Annotated in this window: 16 protein-coding genes; 3 read left to right on the top strand and 13 right to left on the bottom strand. The window is 36.9% G+C overall.

The window, feature by feature from the left end; genetic code table 11:
* Positions 1-54: 54 nt before the first annotated feature.
* Genes lsrF through MN204_RS00680 form a run of 5 tightly spaced genes read right to left on the bottom strand, consistent with a single transcriptional unit; the run spans position 55 to position 5,564 of the window.
* Positions 55-954 (bottom strand): 3-hydroxy-5-phosphonooxypentane-2,4-dione thiolase, encoded by a 900-nt coding sequence (gene lsrF, locus MN204_RS00660; protein ID WP_249869141.1) that lies wholly within the window; start codon positions 952-954, stop codon positions 55-57.
* A 31-nt stretch (positions 955-985) separates the two neighbouring features.
* Positions 986-2,050 (bottom strand): autoinducer 2 ABC transporter substrate-binding protein LsrB, encoded by a 1,065-nt coding sequence (gene lsrB / locus MN204_RS00665; RefSeq protein WP_249869142.1) that lies wholly within the window; start codon positions 2,048-2,050, stop codon positions 986-988.
* Positions 2,050-3,060 carry an ABC transporter permease gene (locus tag MN204_RS00670; protein WP_249869143.1) on the bottom strand — a complete coding sequence of 337 codons (1,011 nt, stop codon included), beginning with the start codon at positions 3,058-3,060 and terminating at the stop codon, positions 2,050-2,052. Before MN204_RS00670 ends, lsrB begins: the two co-directional genes overlap by 1 nt.
* Positions 3,044-4,066, bottom strand: coding sequence for an ABC transporter permease (locus MN204_RS00675; protein ID WP_249869144.1), 1,023 nt, complete (start codon positions 4,064-4,066; stop codon positions 3,044-3,046). The genes MN204_RS00670 and MN204_RS00675 overlap by 17 nt, the downstream gene beginning before the upstream one ends.
* Positions 4,053-5,564: a sugar ABC transporter ATP-binding protein gene (locus MN204_RS00680; protein ID WP_249869145.1), complete on the bottom strand. Its 1,512-nt coding sequence runs from the start codon at positions 5,562-5,564 to the stop codon at positions 4,053-4,055. The genes MN204_RS00675 and MN204_RS00680 overlap by 14 nt, the downstream gene beginning before the upstream one ends.
* 330 nt (positions 5,565-5,894) lie before the next feature.
* On the opposite strand from MN204_RS00680, the gene MN204_RS00685 reads away from it, so the two are divergent.
* The 3 genes from MN204_RS00685 (at position 5,895) to MN204_RS00695 (ending at position 8,863) form a co-directional block, all read left to right on the top strand.
* A complete protein-coding gene (locus MN204_RS00685) occupies positions 5,895-6,821 on the top strand; it encodes a sugar-binding transcriptional regulator (RefSeq protein ID WP_249869146.1) in 927 nt (308 codons plus the stop codon).
* 114 nt (positions 6,822-6,935) lie between these two features.
* The gene (gene lsrK, locus MN204_RS00690) at positions 6,936-8,483 is read left to right on the top strand and encodes an autoinducer-2 kinase (protein WP_249869609.1); all 1,548 of its coding nucleotides are present in this window, start codon (positions 6,936-6,938) and stop codon (positions 8,481-8,483) included.
* 23 nt (positions 8,484-8,506) lie between these two features.
* Complete coding sequence (locus MN204_RS00695; protein ID WP_249869147.1) at positions 8,507-8,863, top strand: cupin domain-containing protein; 357 nt, start codon at positions 8,507-8,509, stop codon at positions 8,861-8,863.
* A 575-nt stretch (positions 8,864-9,438) separates the two neighbouring features.
* On the opposite strand, the gene MN204_RS00700 is transcribed toward MN204_RS00695, so the two are convergent.
* From MN204_RS00700 to MN204_RS00735, 8 genes are all read right to left on the bottom strand, one after another.
* Complete coding sequence (locus MN204_RS00700) at positions 9,439-11,421, bottom strand: N-acyl-D-amino-acid deacylase family protein (RefSeq protein ID WP_249869148.1); 1,983 nt, start codon at positions 11,419-11,421, stop codon at positions 9,439-9,441.
* 535 nt (positions 11,422-11,956) lie between these two features.
* Positions 11,957-12,916: a peptide arginase family protein gene (locus MN204_RS00705; RefSeq protein ID WP_249869149.1), complete on the bottom strand. Its 960-nt coding sequence runs from the start codon at positions 12,914-12,916 to the stop codon at positions 11,957-11,959.
* Between the two features lie 488 nt (positions 12,917-13,404).
* Positions 13,405-15,309, bottom strand: coding sequence for an AAA family ATPase (locus tag MN204_RS00710; protein ID WP_249869150.1), 1,905 nt, complete (start codon positions 15,307-15,309; stop codon positions 13,405-13,407).
* A 779-nt stretch (positions 15,310-16,088) separates the two neighbouring features.
* Complete coding sequence (locus MN204_RS00715; protein ID WP_249869151.1) at positions 16,089-16,241, bottom strand: hypothetical protein; 153 nt, start codon at positions 16,239-16,241, stop codon at positions 16,089-16,091.
* Between the two features lie 444 nt (positions 16,242-16,685).
* Positions 16,686-17,603 (bottom strand): flagellin Hag, encoded by a 918-nt coding sequence (hag, locus tag MN204_RS00720; protein WP_249869152.1) that lies wholly within the window; start codon positions 17,601-17,603, stop codon positions 16,686-16,688.
* 86 nt (positions 17,604-17,689) lie between these two features.
* A complete protein-coding gene (gene hag, locus MN204_RS00725) occupies positions 17,690-18,607 on the bottom strand; it encodes a flagellin Hag (protein WP_249869153.1) in 918 nt (305 codons plus the stop codon).
* Positions 18,608-19,096: 489 nt separating this feature from the next.
* The gene (locus MN204_RS00730; protein ID WP_249869154.1) at positions 19,097-20,842 is read right to left on the bottom strand and encodes a GMC family oxidoreductase; all 1,746 of its coding nucleotides are present in this window, start codon (positions 20,840-20,842) and stop codon (positions 19,097-19,099) included.
* A gap of 114 nt (positions 20,843-20,956) precedes the next feature.
* Entirely contained in the window at positions 20,957-21,721 is a 765-nt protein-coding gene (locus MN204_RS00735; protein WP_249869155.1) for a gluconate 2-dehydrogenase subunit 3 family protein, read from the bottom strand.
* Between the last annotated feature and the right edge of the window lie 1,167 nt (positions 21,722-22,888).

Below are 22,888 nucleotides of genomic sequence, written 5' to 3' on the forward strand. Positions count from 1 at the left end.
GTCAATTAAACTATCATAAGGCTTCTACCCAAAATAGTAGAAGCCTCTTTAAACTTATTTACTCACTTGTAGACTTGCATTAGCTAAATCAAGATAAAACTCATAAGCCTCTTTGACCGTAAATCCATCATGTACAACTTTATTTACAGCTTGAATCATAGCTTCCGGATACTCCGATTGGAAAATGTTTCTCCCCATATCTACCCCGGCAGCACCACCTTGAATAGAGTTATACGCAAGGGTAAGCGCATCCTTCTCAGGAATCTTTTTACCGCCTGCAACGACTAACGGCACTGGGCAGGCTGCTACCACTTTCTCGAAATCATCGCAGTAGTATGTCTTTACAATTTGCGCACCAAACTCTGCTAGCATTCTTGTTGCAAGTAGAAAGAAACGATTGGTACGTTCCATTTCTTTTCCAACAGCTACAACCCCCATTGTGGGAATCGAATATTTGGAACCTAGGTTTACCGCTTTATTCAATGCTTCAATCGTTTCTTTTTGACCATCTGCTCCGATAAAAGTCTGAATCGCAATAGCACTAGCATTCATTTTGATGGCATCTTCTATGTCTACAACCATCGATTCGTGACTTAAATCATCCTGTAAAATACTCGAGCCCGATGAAATTCTTAAAGCAATAGATTTATTATAACTAGCTGGAACGCTCGTTCTAATTGCTCCCCTTGTTGCCATTAAACAATCTGCATGTTTTGCTAATCTGGGAATTAACAAATCCAGTCTTTCTAATCCGGAAGTAGGTCCCATGAAATACCCGTGGTCAAATGCCAGCATCACTGTTTTCCCCGTTTCCGGATTAAAGATTCTTGAAAGGCGATCCTTCATTCCCCAATCTAAGTTAGAAGCCCCTTTTACGTGAAAATCACCTGTATTCGCAAAAGCTACATCTTGGGCAAACCGCTTTGCATCTTTATTGCCTTCCATATCCGCCATAATCAATCACTCCTCAAATATTAGATTCAAACTAAAAGTCATAATCAGCTGTATTATCTTTTGTAAAAACGATTCTTTCAGGTAAAACAATGATCCCCGAATCATCCGCTTCATAGTCGTAACCTTGGACTGTATTCGGTTCCACTGTAATTTCACCAATAGTTGGTACATCAAGTGTATCCCCAACTTTTAATGTATTGCCTTGTGCTAAATAATAGGCAATATAAACAGCCAGTGCTCCTTGCTCCTGAACATCCCATAGACCATGGTTTACAATGGTTCCATTTTCAATGAATCCCCTCATTGAATTTGGTGATGCAAAACCTGTAATAATAAGGTCTTCAGCTGTTAAACCTTTATTTTCTGCTGCTTGTGCCATCGCAGGAAGTGCCGTTGAATCTGGGGCTATAACAGCATCAAGGTCTGGGTAGGAATCGATTATACTTTCACCGATTTGCAACGATTTTTGCTCATTTCCTTCACCAAATTGCTTGGTTACAATTTCCCATTTCGGGTATTTATCTTTAATATATGTTTCCGCGTAATCAACCCAGGAATTTTGATCTGGAACTGTCGGACTTGAGTAAAACCATGCAACTTGGTTTTCTCCATCTGGATCATCCATTTGTTCTGCAGCCATATCTACAAGCATGGCCCCAAGTATTTCAGGTGTTCCTTGATTGATATAAAATGACCGATATTCTGGATCAACATCTGAATCCCAGGTTACTACTTTAATACCTGCATCCAGCGCTTTCTGCAATGCTTGATTCAAACCATCGGCGGACACAGATGAAATGGCAATTGCATCGGCACCGCTACTAACTGCACTATTAATAATTTGTACCTGATTTGCTACAGTTCCTTCCGGTGCCCCATCATATTTCACCGAAAAACCTTCTGCTTCCGCCATTTTTTGAGCGCCATTATTTCCGGATTCAAAAAAGGCATTACCAGTCATTTTCGGGATGAATACTACCTCAATATCATCAGCATCCTTCCCATTACTTTCAGATTCACCCGAGCTACAAGCGACCAAGACGAAACATAGCATCAAAAATCCAAGCAGAGATAATGTCAACCTTCGTTTTTCCATTATACGTTTCCCTCCTTCATAAATTTTGGCCTTAATAATTTCTTCATGTTCTCCTTTGTGCTAGATGAAATACTTAGCAAAGCTACAGATATAATAAGCAGCAGCCCTGTCGCTAAGCCAATATATTGCGTTGAAACCCCTCCCATTTGCATCCCAACTCGAAGAAAGCCTACGATTATACTAGCGAGAGCTGTTCCAATAATCCCCCCCTTCCCTCCAGTAATTAAGGTGCCTCCTAAAACAACTACAGTTAATATGGACATTAAATATTCAGAGCCAAAATCTGCTCTAGCACTTCCCAAATAAGAAGTTAGCATCGTGCCTGCTATCCCAGCACTTAAGCCCGATAAAACATACGTACTGGCAATTATTTTCTTCGTATTAATACCAGCGTAATCTGCTGCATTTTGGTTAATCCCGGTTAAAAATATATAGCGGCCATACTTGGTGAAATGCAAAAGAACATAGGCAATGATAAAGAGAACAATAAATAATATAATTGAGCTCGGTATTCCGAAAACGGTTCCGTAAGCTAGATTACTAAAGCTCCCGGGAAATCCTGAAATCCCTTCATAGGCACTAACACCTGATACCCCTACCAAAACAATCGCTATCCCGCTATACAACAGTAGACCACCTAAGGTAACTACCATTGCTTGCACACGTCCATAGGCAATTAAAATTCCATTTAGCAAGCCACATAACCCTGCAGCTACAATAGCGAGAATAATCGAAATCCATATATTCAGACCAATTGCTTGGGAGAGAATACCGATTACCACTGACGTTAAACCGATAATAGATCCCCCAGAAATATCAATTCCACCAGTAATCATGACAAGTGTGACAAAGAAACCAATAATAGCAATACCGATAAAATCATTGAAACTATTTAATAGAATGGAGATATTCCAAAACCTTGGATTAATTAATCCAAATATAATTATTTCTAAAATCAGAACGACGATTAAACCAAGATTCCATTTTGGTATTCTACTTAGCATGAGCATGATTTATTGACACCTCCTCCTGATGAAGCACCCTTGCCTTTAATCTTTCTTTCTTCGTACGCTTATCAGCTCTTCTAGAAAGTACTGCATCAGTTACAACAATAGTTATTAATAACAATCCTGAAATTGCATCATTCCAAAAAGCAGGTATTTTCATGTATATAAGCGCTGAGTTAATCGAAATCATGATCACTGCACCAATAGTTGCACCGATAACAGTCCCGACCCCACCACTCAGCGATACACCTCCAAGCACAGATGCAGCAATAACTGTCATCTCTATCCCTAAACCAGCAGTCGTTGAAATAAATCCAATTTGACTAGCAAATATTAATCCCGCCAAAGCCGCACACACCCCTGAAGCGATAAACGAATACGTGACATACCGCTGTACAGGCACCCCTAACAAAATGGCTCCATCGACATTGTCACCGATAGCAGAAAAATACCTTCCTTTCCGACTCCTAGTTAAAAACAAATGAACGATAATAACACCAGCCATAACAATGATTAACAACAAATTAAAACCTAGAACATTCATTTGCGACAATTGCTTAAATCCTGCTGGCAAGTTTTCTACCCATTGTCCATCGGTATAAATAACTTGAATCACTCTAGTAATTTCAAGCATTCCTAATGTCATGATAAATGACGAAATTTTTAACTTGGTAACTCCCAATCCATTAATCAATCCAATAATAGCTCCAATAAGAATAGCTACTACTATAGATACAAAAATACTTCCTCCGTTTTTTAATAGGAGTCCACTTACTGCTGCACTAAGACCCAACGTGCCGCCAACTGAAATATCAATATTCCCGGTTAAAAGGACAACAGTTAGACCGACTGCCAGCACAATGTAAAGCAAGCTACTTTTCAAGGAATTCTGGATGGTTCCAATCGTTAAGAAATCGGAGTTTACCAAACCTACAATGATAAAAATTGCCACCAAAAAGAATAAGGTTCTAAACTCTCTTTTTTTCATCAGCGTCTTAAATTTCGACATATGAATCACTTCCTTCATATGTTCCAAATGCAGCCTTCATTACATTGACAGCATTAATCGCTTCAAAGCCAAGATATGCATTACATTTCCCACGATATATACCGTAAATACGATCGCTAATTCTTTCTATCTCTTCCAAGTCAGATGAAATTAATAAAATGGAAAAACCAACTTCTTTTAAATTGTTGATAATCGAATAAATATCACTTCTTGCTGCAGCATCAATTCCCCTGGTAGGCTCATCCATAATGATCAAATGTGGATTAGTTGATAGAACTCTGGAAATGACTACTTTCTGTTGATTACCACCTGATAAAGATTTAATTTCCTGATGATGATCCGTAATCTTAATACGTAATCTATCAATATATTCATCTGTGACTTCTTTTTCATATTTATTATCAATGAAGAATCCTTTTCGTCTCACTACTTGAGCTGTCATATTGTTTCTCACAGAACTTATTGGAAAAATTCCGTGTAAAAACCGATCTTCCGGAATATAGGAGAGGCCATTGGAAACGGTTTCATTAATGCCAAGCTGCGTAATATCTTTATCACCTAAAAGAATTCGCCCTTTTCGACATTTCGTTATCCCATATATCGCTTCAGCAATCTCAGTTCTTCCAGCACCTACAAGCCCAGCAAGCCCCACTACTTCCCCTTGATAAACCTTAAAACTAATATCTTTAAATCCATCTCCACTTATATTCTCAACAGTTAATACAGGTGGTCTGTCCATTTGTCCCGTGTATTTCTTCTCAAATGAATCGCTATGTTTTGATTCACTTCCTATCGGCAATAGTCCACCAATTAACATGTCTTTCGTGAAATCTTTAATATTTCCTTTAAGCGTAACCTTGCCATCACGCAATATAACTGCATGGGTAGAGATTTCAAAAACTTCATCCAAACGATGGGTTATATAGAAAATACCTACACCGGAATCCTTTAACTTTCGAATAACTTCAAATAATGATTTCGTTTCAGAAAAAGTTAACGCAGAGGTTGGCTCATCTAAGATCAACACTTTCGCTTTTCTGAGTAGTCCTTTAATAATTTCCAATTGTTGTTGCTCCGCAATTGTTAAGCTAGAAGCCAAACGAGTTAAATCGATGCCCCACCCTAGCTCCGCATATAATTTTTTCGTTTCTTCTCTTATTTCATATTTTGATTTATTAAAGCCAAATGTAATATTTTGTTCAACAGTCATATTTGGAAATAACAAAGGTTCTTGTGGCACAAGATAGATTCCCTTTTCATGAGCAATAGCTGGGTTATAATTTTCAATTCTTTCCCCACCAATTTCCATCTTGCCGCTATCTGCCCGATATACCCCGGTCAGGATTTTCATTAATGTGCTTTTACCAGCCCCATTCCCGCCAATAATTGATATGACTTCATGTTCATCAAGTTTTAATGAAACCCCTTTTAATACGTTGTTTTTATGAAAGCTTTTATAGATTTCTTCTAAGTTAATTAAGTTATTTGTCTCATTCAAGTTTCTCCCCCCTTGTAGTTCTTTAGTATTAATAAAATTTACGTTACGTAAGCGTATTCTCTTTTTTGTAATTATATGTTTGCTTCATACATATTATTAATCATGCATAAAATTATTATTGTTTTCTTTCATGCAAGGGATTTGCTAAAAATCCCTAAACCCCCATTAACACCATCATTTAATTGAAGTACCTGGTGGATAAACGAAATGAATCATTTATTTTTTGATACTAAATTCTTCTATATTTACAACATTTGTTAAACCATCAATATTTTGTTGCACATACTTAAGACTAACGCCAGCGTTTCATGTTGAAAAAGAGAGCGAGTGATGAATATGTCGCACGAGAAGGATACTGCAGTAAAAGTAGCCTGGAAGTATTATAACGAGGGACTAACGCAAACAGAAATCGCAAAAGCTCTAAATCTTTCAAGAATGAAGGTTATTAAGTACCTGGAATTTGCTAAAAAGAATCATATTATTCAATTTAAAATCGATTTAGAACAGATTTCAGATATGGATTTACAAATAAAATTAATGGAAAAATTTAATTTAGACGATATCTATATCGTTCCTTCTGCAAATGATAATTCCATAGATAGTATCACCATTGCAGCCGCACAATATATAGAAGATAGAATCACCAGTGATACGATGATTAACATTGGTTATGGGGAGACTGTTTCAAGGACGCTTGGCCGTTTGAATATCTCCACAAAATATAAAGTCACTTTTGTATCTTTATCAGGCGGGGTTAAATTTTATATGCCAACCGCCATCGATCAGGCATCCGACTATTATACAAATCCGAATTACAAACATTACATTTTACCATCTCCGTTAATGGTTTCATCTGATTCCCTTGCTGAAAGTTTAGTTAATGAACAATCGATTACAGATATTTTAGAAATGATTCCTTATTCGAATCTCACGGTAATAGGAGTTGGAGCATTGAATGAAAAAGCAACTTTGGTAAAGGAAGGACTTATAAGTATAAGAGAAATGGAGATTTTGAAATCCCATGGTGCAGTGGGGGATTTATTAAGCCAGTTTTATGATATTCAGGGGGAAGTTTTAGATTTAAGTTTACACAATAGGCTTGTCAGCACAGAGGTTCAATTATTAAAGTCCTTGAATAATGTGGTTGCTGTTGCATGTGGGATTGAAAAAAAAGAAGCAATTATTGGGGCATTAAAAGGGGGGTATATAGATATTTTAATAACTGATGAAAATGTTGCTCGCAGTTTAATAGAATAAATTGATTTCACCTGAGGTTCCTACATCAATAAAATTCGTTAGAGCTTTGGAATTGGTATTCACTAATCATTGATTAAACAATGAAAGGATGGATTATTTTTGCAAAAGTATTTAATGGCAATAGATGCTGGAACAGGTAGTGTACGAGTAATTTTATTTGATGTTTATGGAAATGAAATATGCGTTTCCCAATCGGAGTGGACTCATAAAGAGGATTCAAGATATCCAGGCTCCATGGATTTTGATGTCCATACGAATTTCAATATTATTTCTGAACTAATTAAAGAGACTATCACAAAGAGTAATGTTGATTCTGACAACATTGTTGCAATCTCCACAACGAGTATGCGGGAAGCGATCGTACTATATGACGAAAACGGCAAAGAACTATGGGCATGTGCGAATGTGGATTCCAGATCTGATAATGAGGTTATAAACCTCAATAAATCACATCCACAATTAGAAAAAGAAATATATGAAGTATCAGGCCAAACCTTTTCCTTAGGCGCCATTCCTAGAATTCTCTGGGTGAAAAATAACTTACCTACTATTTATCAAAATATGAAATATGTAACCATGCTTAATGATTGGATTACTTACCGATTAACAAATATTATTTCCGTCGAACCGTCAAATGGGTGCACTACCGGTCTTTTCAATATTAAAAATCGAAATTGGGATTCCAATCTCGCTAATAAAGTAGCTATAAAAGATGACATCTATCCCATCGTACATGAGAGTGGAACGGTCATTGGAAATGTTACAAAAGAAATAGCGGAATTAACAGGGTTAAGCACGAACACAAAAGTTGTTGCTGGTGGGGGTGATGCCCAACTTGGGTGTATCGGACTGGGGGTGATTAATGAAGGAGATGCAGCTGTTTTGGGAGGAAGCTTTTGGCAATATGAATACACAACAACTAATATTAAGCCGGATGAGAGCTCGAGAGTACGGGTCAATTGCCACGCAATACCAAATACGTGGCAATATGAAGCGATCGCCTTCTATCCAGGTTTAGTGATGAGATGGTTTAGGGATAGTTTCTGTGAACTAGAAAAGTATATTCAAAATCAAACAAATGAGAACATTTACAGTCAAATGGAAAAAAGAGCTGCAAAAGTTCCGGTTGGCAGCCATGGTATCATTACTACTTTTTCTGATAAGATGAATTACATTTCTTGGAAACATGCTGCACCAAGCTTCATAAATTTTAAATTAGATTCCACAAAATATAATAAGGCAACTTTTTATAGAGCCATCATGGAAAATGCTGCTTTTGTTACGAAAGGAAATATTGATTTAGTAAGTGATATTACCAATACGTATCCAGATACAATTATTTTTGCAGGCGGCGCTTCGAACAGTGATTTATGGTGCCAAATCGTTTCTGATGTATTAAATAAACCTGTAAAAGTTCCAGTTGTTAAAGAATCAACTGCTTTAGGCGCAGCAATTTGTGCAGGTATTGGGGCCAACATTTACGAAAGCTTTCAGGACGCCATTACTAAAGTTGTTAAAATCGAAAAGGAATATCAACCAATAAAAGAAAATCACTTAATTTATAGCAGGTTATATAAAAACTGGGAAAGTGTGTATCTACATCAGCTCGATTTGGCTGATAAGGGGTTTACAGAACACATGTGGAGTTCACCCGGAGTATAAACAAAACAGGAGGAGTGTTGATAATGACAATTATTAATGAAAGTGATAAAGATTATAGATTTGGAGACAGCGGACCCAAGTATTTACAAAGAGGACCTAGAATGAATTTTGGTATTGTCGTGCTAAAACCAGGCCAAGACTTTAATGCACATTTTCATAATATTATGGAAGAAAATTTCTATATATTAGAAGGTGAACTTGAAATTCATATCGATGAAGAGATTTTTCATTGCAAAAAAGGCGACTTTATTCATGTGGAACCAAAAAAAGTTCACTACTTAATTAATAAGGGGAATACTGACTTTAAGGCTGCTTTTATGCTTTCTCCTTATCAAGATAAGGACAAAGTTGAAGTGGACTATAAGCCATATGGTAATTAGATAGAAGTGTAAACTAAACTGCGTATTACGACTCTTGGTTAGGAGCACAGTTTTTTGATTTTTGGTAAACTCTACTAAAGGACTCCTCAACAGTGAGTATAATAAAATTATAGAATTAAATTACATCTTCGGACAGAGGGACAGGTTAACTTTCCAAATATCCCTATTAGTAGTGAACGAGGTATCTGTCCCTTTGTCCTTTAATTATCTATAACCCAGCTTTCGCACCAGCTAAAACAGTTCAAACACTTAATCGGGCTAATCTTATGATACTAATGGCTCAAACGGCTAGTGAATCACGCCCGCAGAGGCTTCATTTCAAATCGACTATGATTTTTTTCTCTTTACTCTTAACACTATCTTAACACTAAATAGCGAGAGCCAATAAACCCAACAAACACATAAAACACCCCATATTTGGTTTATTCCGAGTGAAAGGCAACCAAATATGGAGTGCTATTAATCAGACTAATCATTATACAAACTGGAAAACTATAATTCTCAAAACAACGCGGACCAAGAAACTTGTCCTTGTTGCCTCTCTAAGTCGAGGTATCTGTCACTCTAACTTAAAACTAGTTATTTTCAGAAATCTGCATTTTTATTTTATTTGGTACTAAGAAACCCTTAAATTCATACTCATCCTCTATTTCGATGGTCACAGTTGCTCGATCGCCAGATACTAGCGGATCGCTTTCCTCCAGGATGATGGAGAAAGCTTTAGTTTCTTCGGAATTATTTATAGCACCAATACCCGTGAAACTAGCCCAGTTATCATCCAAAGTCTGTACCTCTCCTAGCTGGAGGCTTTCGATTTTTATTCCATTAGCTTTATCCTCAAAGAAAAGAGTTCCAGTTGCTTCTCCGTAGGCCTCCTGACTGATAGACATTTCAATGACAGGCTTTTGGCCTTTTCTTGGAGGATTCACTTCCAAGAGTTTTCCATCGACATCTATATCAGCATTTTTACTAAAAGCTGCTGGACGACTTGGCATATTGCCCGAACGTTTAAGAGCTTTTCCTGCTTGAGCTCCCGTTAATTCCCCTTCTTCAAGCGCTAACTCCCCGTTCACATAAACCTGATAAATTCCTTCAGAATACTGTTTCGGCTCATCAAAGGTTGCATGATCGATTATTGTATCTGGATTAAAAATGGTGATATCTGCTACCATACCTTCTTTAATCAGCCCCCTATCAGTCATTCCAATCATCGTAGCGGGTAAACCAGTCATTTTGAATATAGCTTCTTCTAACTCTATTAATCCCTCTTCTCTAACATATTTTCCGAGAACTCTCGGGTGCGTTCCGTATCTTCTCGGATGAATGCTCGCAGAATCTGTCACGCCTCCATCAGATCCTATAGCTGTAGTTGGATTTTGAAGTATTCTTTTGAAATCCTCTTCATCCCCAAAGTAATAGATGGTGCGTACATTACCATCTTCCTCTATAATTCTCATTACAGCTTCACCTGGACTGACGTTCTGACTGTCGGCAATCTCTTGTAATGTCAGCCTCCTTTCTGGGAAGTAGACATCGTCAGCACTTTCTCCTCTACTTAAGATTAATTCTTCAATTTCCTCACTAATTAGAGGCCGTAATTCAGGGTCGTTGAAGCGATCTAGCATTGCCTGTCGCCCACCATCTTCTACCCAATTGGGTACAATCGCTGTAATTCCAGTTTGGCTTGCTAAATAAGGATAGACATCTGCAGCAGCGTAAGTACCCCTGGCGTTAGCATCTTCAATCAATCCTATAGTTTCTGCGGATTTCCCCCAGTTATCTGGCCCCATTACTTTCATATGGGTAATTACAGGAACGAGTCCAGCTTGTTCACCAATTTCTATAATTTCAGCAGTGGCTTCGACTACCTGGTTATTTTCGTTTCGAATATGACTTGGAAAGTTAGTTCTCCATTCTTCCGCTGCTTTCACCACTTCTATGATGTGTTCTGTTTCTGCATATGCTCCCGGCGTATAAGTCAACCCAGAAGAAATACCCCAAGCTCCGTCTTCCATACCTTTTTGTACTAGATTTTGCATCTCTTCTATTTCCGCTTCCGTCGGTTCTCGATCATCCTCACCTACTACTTCTTCCCAGACTGCATTAAATCCAAGATACGCTCCAATATTAATAGCCAACCCATCTTCTTCAAGCTTCAATCTATCTGTTATGTCTGCGCTACCAAAACCATCAGGATTTAACATTTCAGTAGTTACTCCCTGCGTTAGAGAGCTTTTTGCGACTGGAAGTAAATTTACGTTTGCGTGACTATGCACTTCGATAAAACCCGGTGCAATAATCTGTCCATCAACATCCACTTCTTCTGTTCCACTTTCTTCCGTTAGGTTTCCTATCTTATGGATATAACCATTTTTCACCCCAACATCGGCTTGATAAGAAGATCCTCCTGTTCCATCCATAATTGTTCCATTCCGTAAAATTAAATCATAGACATTTTCATCAGCCTTAGCTGTTGAGTTGGTGATTGCCGGTGTTAAGATACTAGCAAATAATAATAAAATTGTGATCCACAAAAAAAGAGTCTTTTTCTTTTTCATAGCCATCCTCCATTATAATTATTATTATATTCTGCCATTTCTTTCTACCTTTTCACCTCCTAATATTCCTATATTTCTAACTTCTGTTTTTTCTACGATATTCCTTCATTTATAACGAAAAAGAAGAAAAAAGGGGAGAAAATGACTATTTTCACTGAAATGATATGATTATATTCGGTAAATTGTAACTACTAGAATAAATGAACAGTTATTACTCGATAGAACTGAACACTTTCTGCACAAATCACTTCCAATCAGTTGGAATCGCATTAAAGCTTATTCTGAAGAAGAAACGAAAAGATAGTTTATCTAAAACAAATCGGGTATACCGACAAAGAAATAGCTCCAAGGTTGGTAGAAATTATTAGTCAGTTGTCTATGAGTTAAGCGAGTTAAGAAAATCGTAAGCATCAAATAGTCCACACCTATGTTTAAATGTGGACTATTTGACGCTTACGTTATTGCAGTTACTTTTTCCAAAATATCATGAATCTTATCATTACGCTCTTATGCTATTATAGACAATGGATTTCATTTATATTTCAATAATATATTCCTTAATTACTTCGAGCGTGAAATCGGCAGATTGGGGAGTATATTCCGGTGATTGACAGAATAAAACATAATCATATTGGCCTTTAGCGTTATAGTGTTTAGTATCAGTAACTATTTTAAAGGGTATTTTATTGTCAAACTTAATTGTTTCCTTTGGAGTTCCATACCTAACCTGAGTCTTATCGTATGCCTTCATTTCTAAAAAGCTACTATTTACATCACAGTTGCTGAAAAATATTGTTGGTAAGTTCTCATTTTCATAATCAGGATGTAAAACCATTTCTACGTTACTAAAAAAACCACACGCAATTGCATACGCTAGGTAGTTTGCTGAATTCATCTGTTCTTTATTTAACTCATTCAATCTTCTATTTAGGGGTATATGTAGTAATTCACCCAGAAGATATAGCATTGCTGTGTTAGGATATCCTGTTTGCAAGTCAGTATGAGCATCTATATGTGTAACCTGAAAAGGAGCTTCAATTTGCCCGTCATCAATCAATTCTTCCCAGAAGTCAAATGCTTCGACATGGTCTTTCACTACTCTACCCTTTATTTTCAATTCTTTTCTTAGATTACACTTATCCTTAAGAAAAGTCCTAAAGTCTGGCTCTTTCCAAGGAATATAAATATCTTCATCTAATCTTCCATCAGAAGCTTGTCTCCCCCATGCAATTTTGTTTAGAAAAAAGTCCATATCAATATCTAAAAACTTACTAAACATACCCTTCTCCTTTATAAAAAGAGAGACCCCAGCAAAAGCCAGAGTCCCTTTCAAATTTAATATTATTGTAATAACTGTAAAACACCTTGTGGTTGTTGGTTGGCTTGCTTTGCCGCTACGTCTTTCAATCGTAGAATAGACTATATCTTCACCCTTAAATTCCAAGGGTTGGGCACTTCGAATGGGGATCGTTCTCCTCCACCCTACGAATCTCATTGCCATAGATCTTGCTTTAGGCAGTACATTCTAGTCGTTGAACCTTCGCCAGGTTTTCACCACAGGCGCTTGGCTGCTGATTATCCATTGGTTCATTGTTTTGTTTTTCAAACCTTCACGTCTGCCGTTTCTAGCTACGTTGTGGGGAAGAAATCTCTAAGGGGTTTCCACAATTCACCCAGTTAATCTAACCCGTTATCAGATTAGACGCACTTCCAGTCAGTTTAAGCGCAGGTCGCCAAGTGTTCATAACCAAGAGTAGTGTTAACTCATAAGTATTAATTATAGAGACCTCCAGGACATTAGATTCCATTGTCAAAAGCGGATGAGGCTTAAGTCGTAGGACAGCATTATGAATCTTGTCCTTCAAATATTTGTTAGGTGGTATAGAAGGATGAAAATAAGGTATCTTCACGTTCTACAGGGAGTCCCAACAAATAGTTCTTTTGCAAAATATAAATTAACTAAAAAAGTGAATGTCTCACCCACTATTCTTCTTTAGCTGCTGCTGCCTCGTTTAGAGTTTCCATTGAATACCCACTCATCATACTTTCAATAATAGTACGCCATTGAGGATTTATATTATCCCATTCTCCTCCCCACTTTTCATTAATAAATTGATAAGCTTTATAAGGTTTATTGCTACTTGGCGCTTCGTAACCTAAAAGATCTTCAATACATTCCTCCAACACAACAATCCTAGTATTATCATTCATAGCTTCTAAAATTGGTCTATTCATTTGGTAAGCTTTTGGTGTTCCAAAATCCCTGTCATGTATCACGTATGGTTTTATTCCCAAAGCCTTCATGTATTTAATTAACGAAATAATTGTTGCTTTTCCCCTTGCTCGAACGACTTCCCAGTTATATGCAAACTCTTTACGCATCTCTTTTGGCATTCTTAAGATAGTTTCCCTCACAACCACTTCTTCGGTATCACCCTCTACAATTAAAACATTTTTTGTGAAAAATATTTTCGTTATACTGTCATCAATTTTTAATAACATTTTCACATAAGATTTATCGTCATCAATTAAAGTTTGAAATGCCTTACTAACATTAAATGGATTAGAAAACACCTTATCACTTTGGAAAGCATTATCATCTTGGTCAATTATAATTTTTTCAGCTGAAAGTGCATTTAAAACTTGATGTGTATTTTTGCTAAGATCTATCATATATGGCGAATGAGTTGTGCAAATAATTTGATTATTTATATCTGCTGACAAATCATATATTGTTTCTCTCATTTGTTGGGCAGCCTGTGGATGTAAATAAATTTCAGGTTCTTCAAATGCAATTAGTAATGGTCTAACATATTCATTAGATTTCTTTCTTTTTTGATTCTCCCTAATACTCCTATATCTCAGCATAGCAAAGATAGCAGAACGAACGACTCCAGCACCTTGATAATCTATAGGGGTATTAATATTACTTCCAAGTTGAACATCAAAATTTGGAACAATTACTTCATCTGCGTTTGATAAATTAGCTCTTGCAATAAAGGTCGTTGTTGGAAAGACATCACCCACCACTTTATTTAAATCACTTAATAGCTGGGCAAAGTCACTTTTCTCATCATTTGGATCAAGTTCTTTTGCTAGTTCGCCTAAAAAATGTTGTGCTTTTTTAAAGTTATCAGAGGAATCACGAACATCTTCAAAAAGGCTTTTCAATGTTTTCATTAAAGCGCCATTATTTCCTGATAACTCTTCAGATTTTGTTCTATCCGGAATTAATAAGTACTTTGGCAATCTAGAAATAACATTGCCTGCAATACCTCCGGGATTCTCAAACCACAATACTTCATTATAGTCTATATCAAATAATTCCTCATAACCGATATCCTCAAGTTCCTTTAACATTTTAGAAGACATCTTCTTATCATAATTTATATCCTTAAAATTAGTTTTAATTATATCCTCATTCAAGCCACTATCAATAAAATCTTGGATATTCTTTGCTTCGGAAAATTTTTCTTTAAGACTAATTTTATATTGCTTCATTTCTACTTTATAATTTTTATTTGGTTCATACGTTTTTCTGTAAAAAATACCTAGACCTGAATCGCTCTCATCATCGGTGGTGGTATATTCAAAAAGTCGTTGTCTATTAAATCCTATCCAATCTATCGATTCATGAGGGACATTTCTGAATTCAGCTGTAAGGATGACCTTCTGAGAGACTTGCTCATTTTCACCATTTTCATTTAAAATATGATGAAAATCACCAATGGACATTTTTTTCGTATCAGTCAAAAGGTATTCAATTGCCTTCAAGACAGAACTTTTACCAACGTTATTCGAACCTATCAAAAATGTAGCATCTGAAAATATTAAATCAGTCTCTTGGTGTCTTCTAAATCCTTCAATTTTTAAAGAATGTAATCTCATCAAACTATCCTCCTAATAATTATAAATTAAATCGCTGTTTACAATTCTTTATTACTAGTTCAATTGTACTTCATATTCTGATGTTTTTTTATATTATCGTTTGACAAATTCCGACAGAAACATTAATACTTTTCTGTATGAAAATAAAAGTACTTAGTGTTGCAGTAAATGCCCAATACAACATCTAAATTTTAATATTATGGAAGTAGTATCCACGATATATTGAATACTTGTCCTAGAATAGTTTGAACCTTTTCTAAATCGGTCTTTTGCTTTTTAATTAAATGAGAATACTTTTTATCATAGATTGTATCTACCAAAGCCTCGCTTAAATTTTCTGATAGTTTTTTTATATATTCGTTACCGATTTTCCTTTTCTTCAATAGGATATTAGAATCATCTGGTTTAAATATATCTACTTCTTGTGGCTCTGAGTGTAAATGAGCCCTAGAACCATTTGTATTATATGTAATATTATGTCTATTAGTATCAGTTATTCGAGTACCATTTGGAATTATCCAGATTGATGAATCGAGTATAGTGTCGCTGTTATAATTTAATTCCAAGTCCTTATATGTATGAAACAGTGGTGCACAATAAAAAAATCCCCCCATACTTAAGCTATTATCTATCATTTTATTATGCTGAAAATTATCAACTGGAAATCTATAATATGGTCCATTATATTTATCGTAAAATTTATAGTTATTATGCTGACGATTACTAGCAAAGCTTGCAACCTTATGTTGTAAGAATAATGATTTACTATAAATACCTTTTTAAAATTCAAAATTTACATCATAACCTAAATGCTTCTCTTGCCTTTGACTCGGTAATAATGGATGTGTTGCCAACAGCCCTTTATTTTTCATACAAAATTCTGCATTAAAACAAAACTCAAAGGTTCGTTCACTAAATCCTCTTTCACTCATAAAACATCATCCTCATTATAAATAGAGGATTCTAGCTATAGAACTAGAATCCTCAATACATGATTATTGAAGTAACTGTAAAACACCTTGTGGTTGTTGGTTGGCTTGCTTTGCCGCTATGTCTTTCGATCATAGAATAGACTATATCTTCACCCTTATATCTTTAAGGGGCTGGGCACTTCGAATGGGGAAAGATCTCCTCCACCCTACGAATCTCATTGCCATGGCTTTCGCTTTAGGCAGTACATTCTAGTCGTTGAACCTTCGCCAGGTTTTCACCACAGGCGCTTGGCTGCTGATTATCCATTGTTTCATTGTTTTGTTTTTCAAACCTTCACGTCCGCCGTTTCCAGCTACGTTGTGGTACAAACACTTTAGGAAGTTCCAGCAATTCACCCAGTTATGATCTAATCCGTTACCAGATTAGACGCCCCTACCATCAAATTACTGAAGAAGTTGTAATACTCCTTGAGGCATTTGTTGGGATTGAGCTAACATTGATTGTGCCGCTTGTGAAAGGATATTGTTCTTAGTGAACTCCATCATTTCTTTCGCCATGTCAACGTCACGGATACGTGATTCTGCAGCAGTTAGGTTCTCTGCTGAAGTACCTAGGTTGTTAATTGTGTGATCTAAACGGTTTTGAACTGCACCAAGTTTAGAACGTTCAGCTGATACCATTTCAATTGCATTATTAATTGTAGTAATAGCAGCATCAGCAGTACCCTGTTCTGTAAGTGCACCACCTACACCATTAGTAGATTTTAATGATTGGATAGTCACATCAGCAACAGGGTCACCTGCTCCATCGACTTGCCCAAATGAACCGATATTGGAAGAATCCATTGAATTAATCTCTAATTCAATAGATTGTCCTTCATTAGCTCCAATATGGAAAGTGAAGGCTTGTGCCTCACCTGAAAACACTGGAGGTGTAGCATCATCATGATCACCCAAAAGATTTTTCGTATTAAATTCAGTATTTCCAGCAATACGATCAATTTCATCTACTAACTGATCTAGTTCTTTTTGAAGTTCAGCACGATCTGAATCAGTATTTGTATCGTTAGCACTTTGAACTGCTAATTCACGTGCACGCTGAAGAATAGAATGTGTTTCATTCAGTGCACCTTCAGCAGTCTGAATTAATGATACACCATCTTGAGCATTTTTAGATGCCATTTCTAATCCACTAATTTGTGCACGCATTTTCTCAGAAATCGCTAGACCTGCTGCGTCGTCACCAGCTTTATTGATTCCAAGACCTGATGAAAGTTTTTCTAAAGATCCCTGTACAGCGTTTTGGTTTGCTCCTAATTGACGATGCGCATTGAGAGCAGAAATATTGTGATTGATAATCATTTTCTTACCTCCATGTAACTGTCATTAAGGGGTCACATCCATGTGACCCCCATTTATATTTTTCTAAATTAACTTATTATTTAATACTACTGAAGTAACTGTAATACCCCTTGAGGCATTTGGTTAGCCTGAGCTAACATTGATTGTGCCGCTTGTGAAAGGATATTGTTCTTAGTGAACTCCATCATTTCTTTCGCCATATCAACGTCACGGATACGTGATTCTGCAGCTGTTAAGTTTTCTGCAGAAGTTCCCAAGTTGTTAATTGTATGGTCTAAACGGTTTTGTACCGCACCAAGTTTAGAACGTTCGGCAGATACCATTTCAATTGCATTATTTATAGTTGTAATAGCCTCATCAGCACCTGTTTGAGTTGTAAGTGCACCTGGTGTCGTTACAGTTCCATCTGCCGCTACTATAGTTTGCAATGATTTAATAGTATCAGTAGTTATTGTGCCATCTGCAGCGGTTGTTCCAATTCTTGCAGAATCCATTGAATTAATACTTAAATCAATGGATTGCCCTTGATTAGCGCCGATATGAAATTTGAAAGCCTGTGCAGCACCGTCAAATTCACCAGCAGCATCTTTAGAACCCAAAAGATTTTTCGTGTTAAATTCAGTATTGCCAGCAATACGATCGATTTCATCTACTAACTGATCAAGTTCTTTTTGAAGTTCAGCACGATCTGAAGCAGTATTTGTATCGTTTGCACTTTGTACTGCTAACTCACGCGCACGTTGAAGAATCGAATGAGTTTCGTTCAATGCCCCTTCAGCCGTCTGAATCAAAGAAACACCGTCTTGTGCATTTTTCGTAGCCATTTCCAATCCGTTAATCTGACCACGCATTTTCTCAGAGATTGCAAGACCTGCTGCGTCATCTCCTGCTTTGTTAATTCCTAGTCCTGAAGAAAGTTTCTCCAATGAACTTTGTACTGAGTTTTGGTTTGCTCCTAATTGGCGATGTGCATTAAGAGCAGAAATGTTGTGATTGATAATCATGTTTCCTTACCTCCATGTAAGTGTATTTTATTTTTTGCAGGTCACATCCTTGTGTCCCACATCTATAACAACTCTAATTTAGAGTTATTAACAAATTGTCATGCAGCTCTCCTTGAAGAACTTAGTAATCTATCTGCGGGTTTACCCATAATTTTATGAAATCCTCAGACTTTGTTGTACTCCCTCATCATCCGGATTGATGATACATTACTTATATCGGCACAATTCGATAATGTTTAACATTATTTCGAAAAAAATTCTAAAACTTCTATTGTTAATGACAAACATAGAATTAACTGTGTTTTGTGATCATCAAATCAGACGAAGACAATCACTTCATACTTTGATGGCTTGTTCAGCTTTACCTACCTGATGTATTTTCATTTGCCATTACCCCCTGGCAAAAGATCCTGTCATGTCGTATTCATAAACCAAAATCCACAGCAACTCTGCTGTGGATTTCAATAAACCTTATAAACAACTACACCCTTACACGCTCTGTTTTTCCTTCTTCCCCTGAACCAATCCACCGCCATTTTTCAAATACTCCACAATCCCCTCTGCTGCACGGTAAGATAACGCTCCCACCGTACCCGTTGGATTATATCCGGCATTTTGTGGAAATGCAGAAGCACCAACAACAAATAGATTCTCAACATCCCACATTTGCAAGTAACTATTGACTGCGGAAGTTTCAGGGTCGGCACCCATGATAACCCCACCAGTATTATGTGTGGATTGGTATACAGCAACATCATATGGCTCTAACTCCTGCATGGTATCCACATGATCTGCACCCATTTCAACTAAAATTTCTTCACATCGTTGCGCTAAGTACTTAGCCAATTTACGATCCTGTTCTTTGAAATCATACGTCAGACGAATTAGCGGATCACCAAAGGAATCTTTATACGTTGGATCAAGATCAAGGTAATGATCTTTAAAGGCCATGGACGCTCCTTCACCGCTTACAGTTAATGTTGAGTTCGTATACTTTATGGAAGCATCTTTAAATTCCTGACCCCATGATGGTGTTCCAGATGGGACAGGGTTATTCGCAATAGGTCTTTGGCCTGTTTGCTGATGAATAATCATTCCACCATGAATAAAGTCTAAATCGGTATGGTCAAAATTATCGCCGTTATAATCATCCACAAGAATTCCTAAACCACCTGCACCAGCAAACATATTGAATTTTTTATCATCAAAGAAGCCAGTTGCTTTCCCTTTTCGGATTTGATACGCATAGTTCTTCCCAATCGAACCTGTACCATCTGCGGGATTATAGACTTTTCCTAGTTCAGATAATAGTAGAAGGCGTACATTATTAAAGACATAGCTTGTTAAGACAACGATATCTGCAGGTTGTTCAAATTCTTCACCCGTATTCAAATCCGTATACAAAACGCCTGTTGCCTTACCATTACCATCATGAAGAATACGTGTCACATAAGAGTGAGGACGCAATTCAAAGTTTCCTGTTTCTTTTGCTACAGGTAATACCGTAACAATCGGGTCTGCTTTTGCGCCATACTCACAACCAAACCGTTCACAGAATCCACAATATTGACAAGCTACACGGGAAATACCATCTGGGTTCGTATAGTCTTCCGATAAGTTAGCGGATGGCTGAACATACGGATTTAGTCCTAGCTTTTTTGCTGCTTCCTCGAATAATTTCATATTTACTGTTTTTTTCATTGGTGGTGTTGGAAATGGATTCGAACGGTGTCCACCTAGTGGGTTATCCTCCCCTGAAATACCAGCCATTTTTTCATATTGATCATAGTACGGCTCAATTTCATCATAGGTGATACCCCAATCCTGAATGGTCATATCTTCAGGAATCTTGTCTTCTCCGTATTTTTCGATGGTTTGACTGCGGAGTTCGAAATCATATGGCAAGAAGCGGAAATTTTGCCCGTTCCAGTGTACACCAGCACCACCTACACCATCTCCCAGTAGGAAAGAACCGTATCTTCTCATTGGAAGTGCCCGCATACCTTCATTATTACGGAATGTAACTGTTTCTTTCGATAGGTCTTGCATCATGCCATGTCGTTGCGCGTATCTAAGTTCATCATGCATCATAAAATAATCTTCCGTTTTTCGGTCATTGCCACGTTCAATACCAACAACCTTTAACCCTTCTTTGGTAAGCTCGGAAGCAATAATTCCGCCTGCCCAACCAACACCGATAATGACGGCATCCGTTTTTGGTAACTTTGTAGCCATTGTAAATTCCCCCAGTTGTTTAATCTATTTGTAAATCCCTAAGTTAAATAATGGAAAGTGAAAAATATTTTTTTCAAGCCTTCTGAATCATGATGAGATTTGGTCCCAAGTCAATTAATGATTATGCTGCGAATTCAATGCTTGTGGTTTAATTTCAGTAAACTCTTCTTCGATAATATTAAGATAGCTCATTTGATGACCCGGGAAGTTCTTCATCTCCCAACCAGCCATTCCAGCATTACCTCCATATAATGGATCCGCATAAGCACCTTCAAGTGTTGCTGCTCGCAATTCACTAAAGAAATGGGAGGAAGTTGGCCCACTTAAGGTTACATTTCCATCAGCAAACTCTGTTAAAACAGCATCCTGTTCTTCTGCTGTAAGCTGCGGGAAATTCTTCTGATATGTCTTTTGACTGTAATCTTGTATTCCTTTTAAGCCAATGGTAAAGATTTGTTGTCTATTCAGACGGCCTTGATAACCTTGTGTAGGCTCGCCAGGGAAGAATGGTCCAGAAGTATATTCTGTCGCCCCAGTACCCCAGCCGCCCGCTAATTGATGGTCGATATAATAAGCAATCAATAATTCTTTAGCACCTGGTCCATTATCATCCTCTGGAAAAATACGTTCGGTTGCAGCATCTGTAATCGCAAACTGTTCTGGTGTAAAGTACATTAACGCCTGATTATGATTTTCTGTTGGATTGCTTGTTGGTGTAGTGGAAGCTGGTGCTGCTGGTTCCCCATTACCATTAATACCAAGTAAACTGCCTAACGCTCCACCGACAGCGATTCCGCCAGCTGCAATCCCAGAGTTTTTCAGGAATTTACGTCTTGATGAATCAATTGCATCAAGACTCTTTTGATCATTCGTTGACATAAAAAAAGCCTCCAATTCTTTTAAAATTAGAAGTAAAGAGAGGTGACAAGTAGTGCATATCGTATAGGAAGTTAAAAATCCTTCCATCGATTATGTAGATAGCCCCGAATTTGTGCAATTCATCTTCTTTAAGCTTGTTTACTCTATTCATTTGCTCATATATTTAGTTTCAATATACAATGATTGCGTTTTCAATATAAGTATTCAAGCTATCAAAAATAGATTCTCTTTAATTCTGTATTAATAATTTGAGTTACTAGATAGAAGAAGGAGAAGTGATTCCAGTTAATTAGCAATAATTTAACTGCATCACCATGACCTTTGAGGTGATCTTAAAACCTTACAGCTACTATCCATGTTTACTATTAACACGACGATGATGGAACTAATCGGCTCATGTTGTTATGTTGTAAAACATTGAGATTCCCTATTATAAAATAATAAAAATAGTTATTATTTTATTTATCCGCAATTATTATAATTTTTATAATATAGGGCTTATTATAGTTTAGGACCTCTAAACTATTTTGTCAAATACTTTCGAACATAATCATTATTATATTTTTTAATGTGGGTTAACACGCTCTACTGTCAGGATGATGTTGTAAATATACTATTGGTTACATAAGAACCAACCTTTGATAGTGATGTCGTTAAGTAGTTTTCTTTTGTTCCAGTCCCTAATAAGAGACACAACTGTCCCTATTGGATAACGATCTTCACTATATTTAAAATTTGCTATTTAAAAATGACGGGTATGGTACAGCATGACTAGACAGAAAGTATTATTAAAAGAAATTCCGAGTTGAAGATTCATATCGTAAAAATGATTTTGATATGGCTCTAGCTCTAGATATAAAAGCAAATGGATTATTGGTTCCATTAAGGGTTGAAATGCAAAATAATGGTGGGTAGATCCTTGTTGAATGGTACAGAAGTATGGAAGTGGATAATGTGGATACGTGCAAGGAAATGATTGTCAACGGACTAGGGTACGAGATTCTGTCATCTACTTTGATGAATGATCATTCGGGAACATCAAAGAGTTATTGTTGTTCTTCATGAAGAAGAATCAAACGTCTATGGTTATGTTCCTTCTTTCTTTTTTAGGATTTGGTTGATGCTGTGATTTTGTGGAGTGGGGCGCGAAAATCCGTGGAGAGGGCG

Source organism: Oceanobacillus saliphilus (assembly GCF_023522835.1).
GTDB lineage: Bacteria > Bacillota > Bacilli > Bacillales > Amphibacillaceae > Oceanobacillus > Oceanobacillus saliphilus.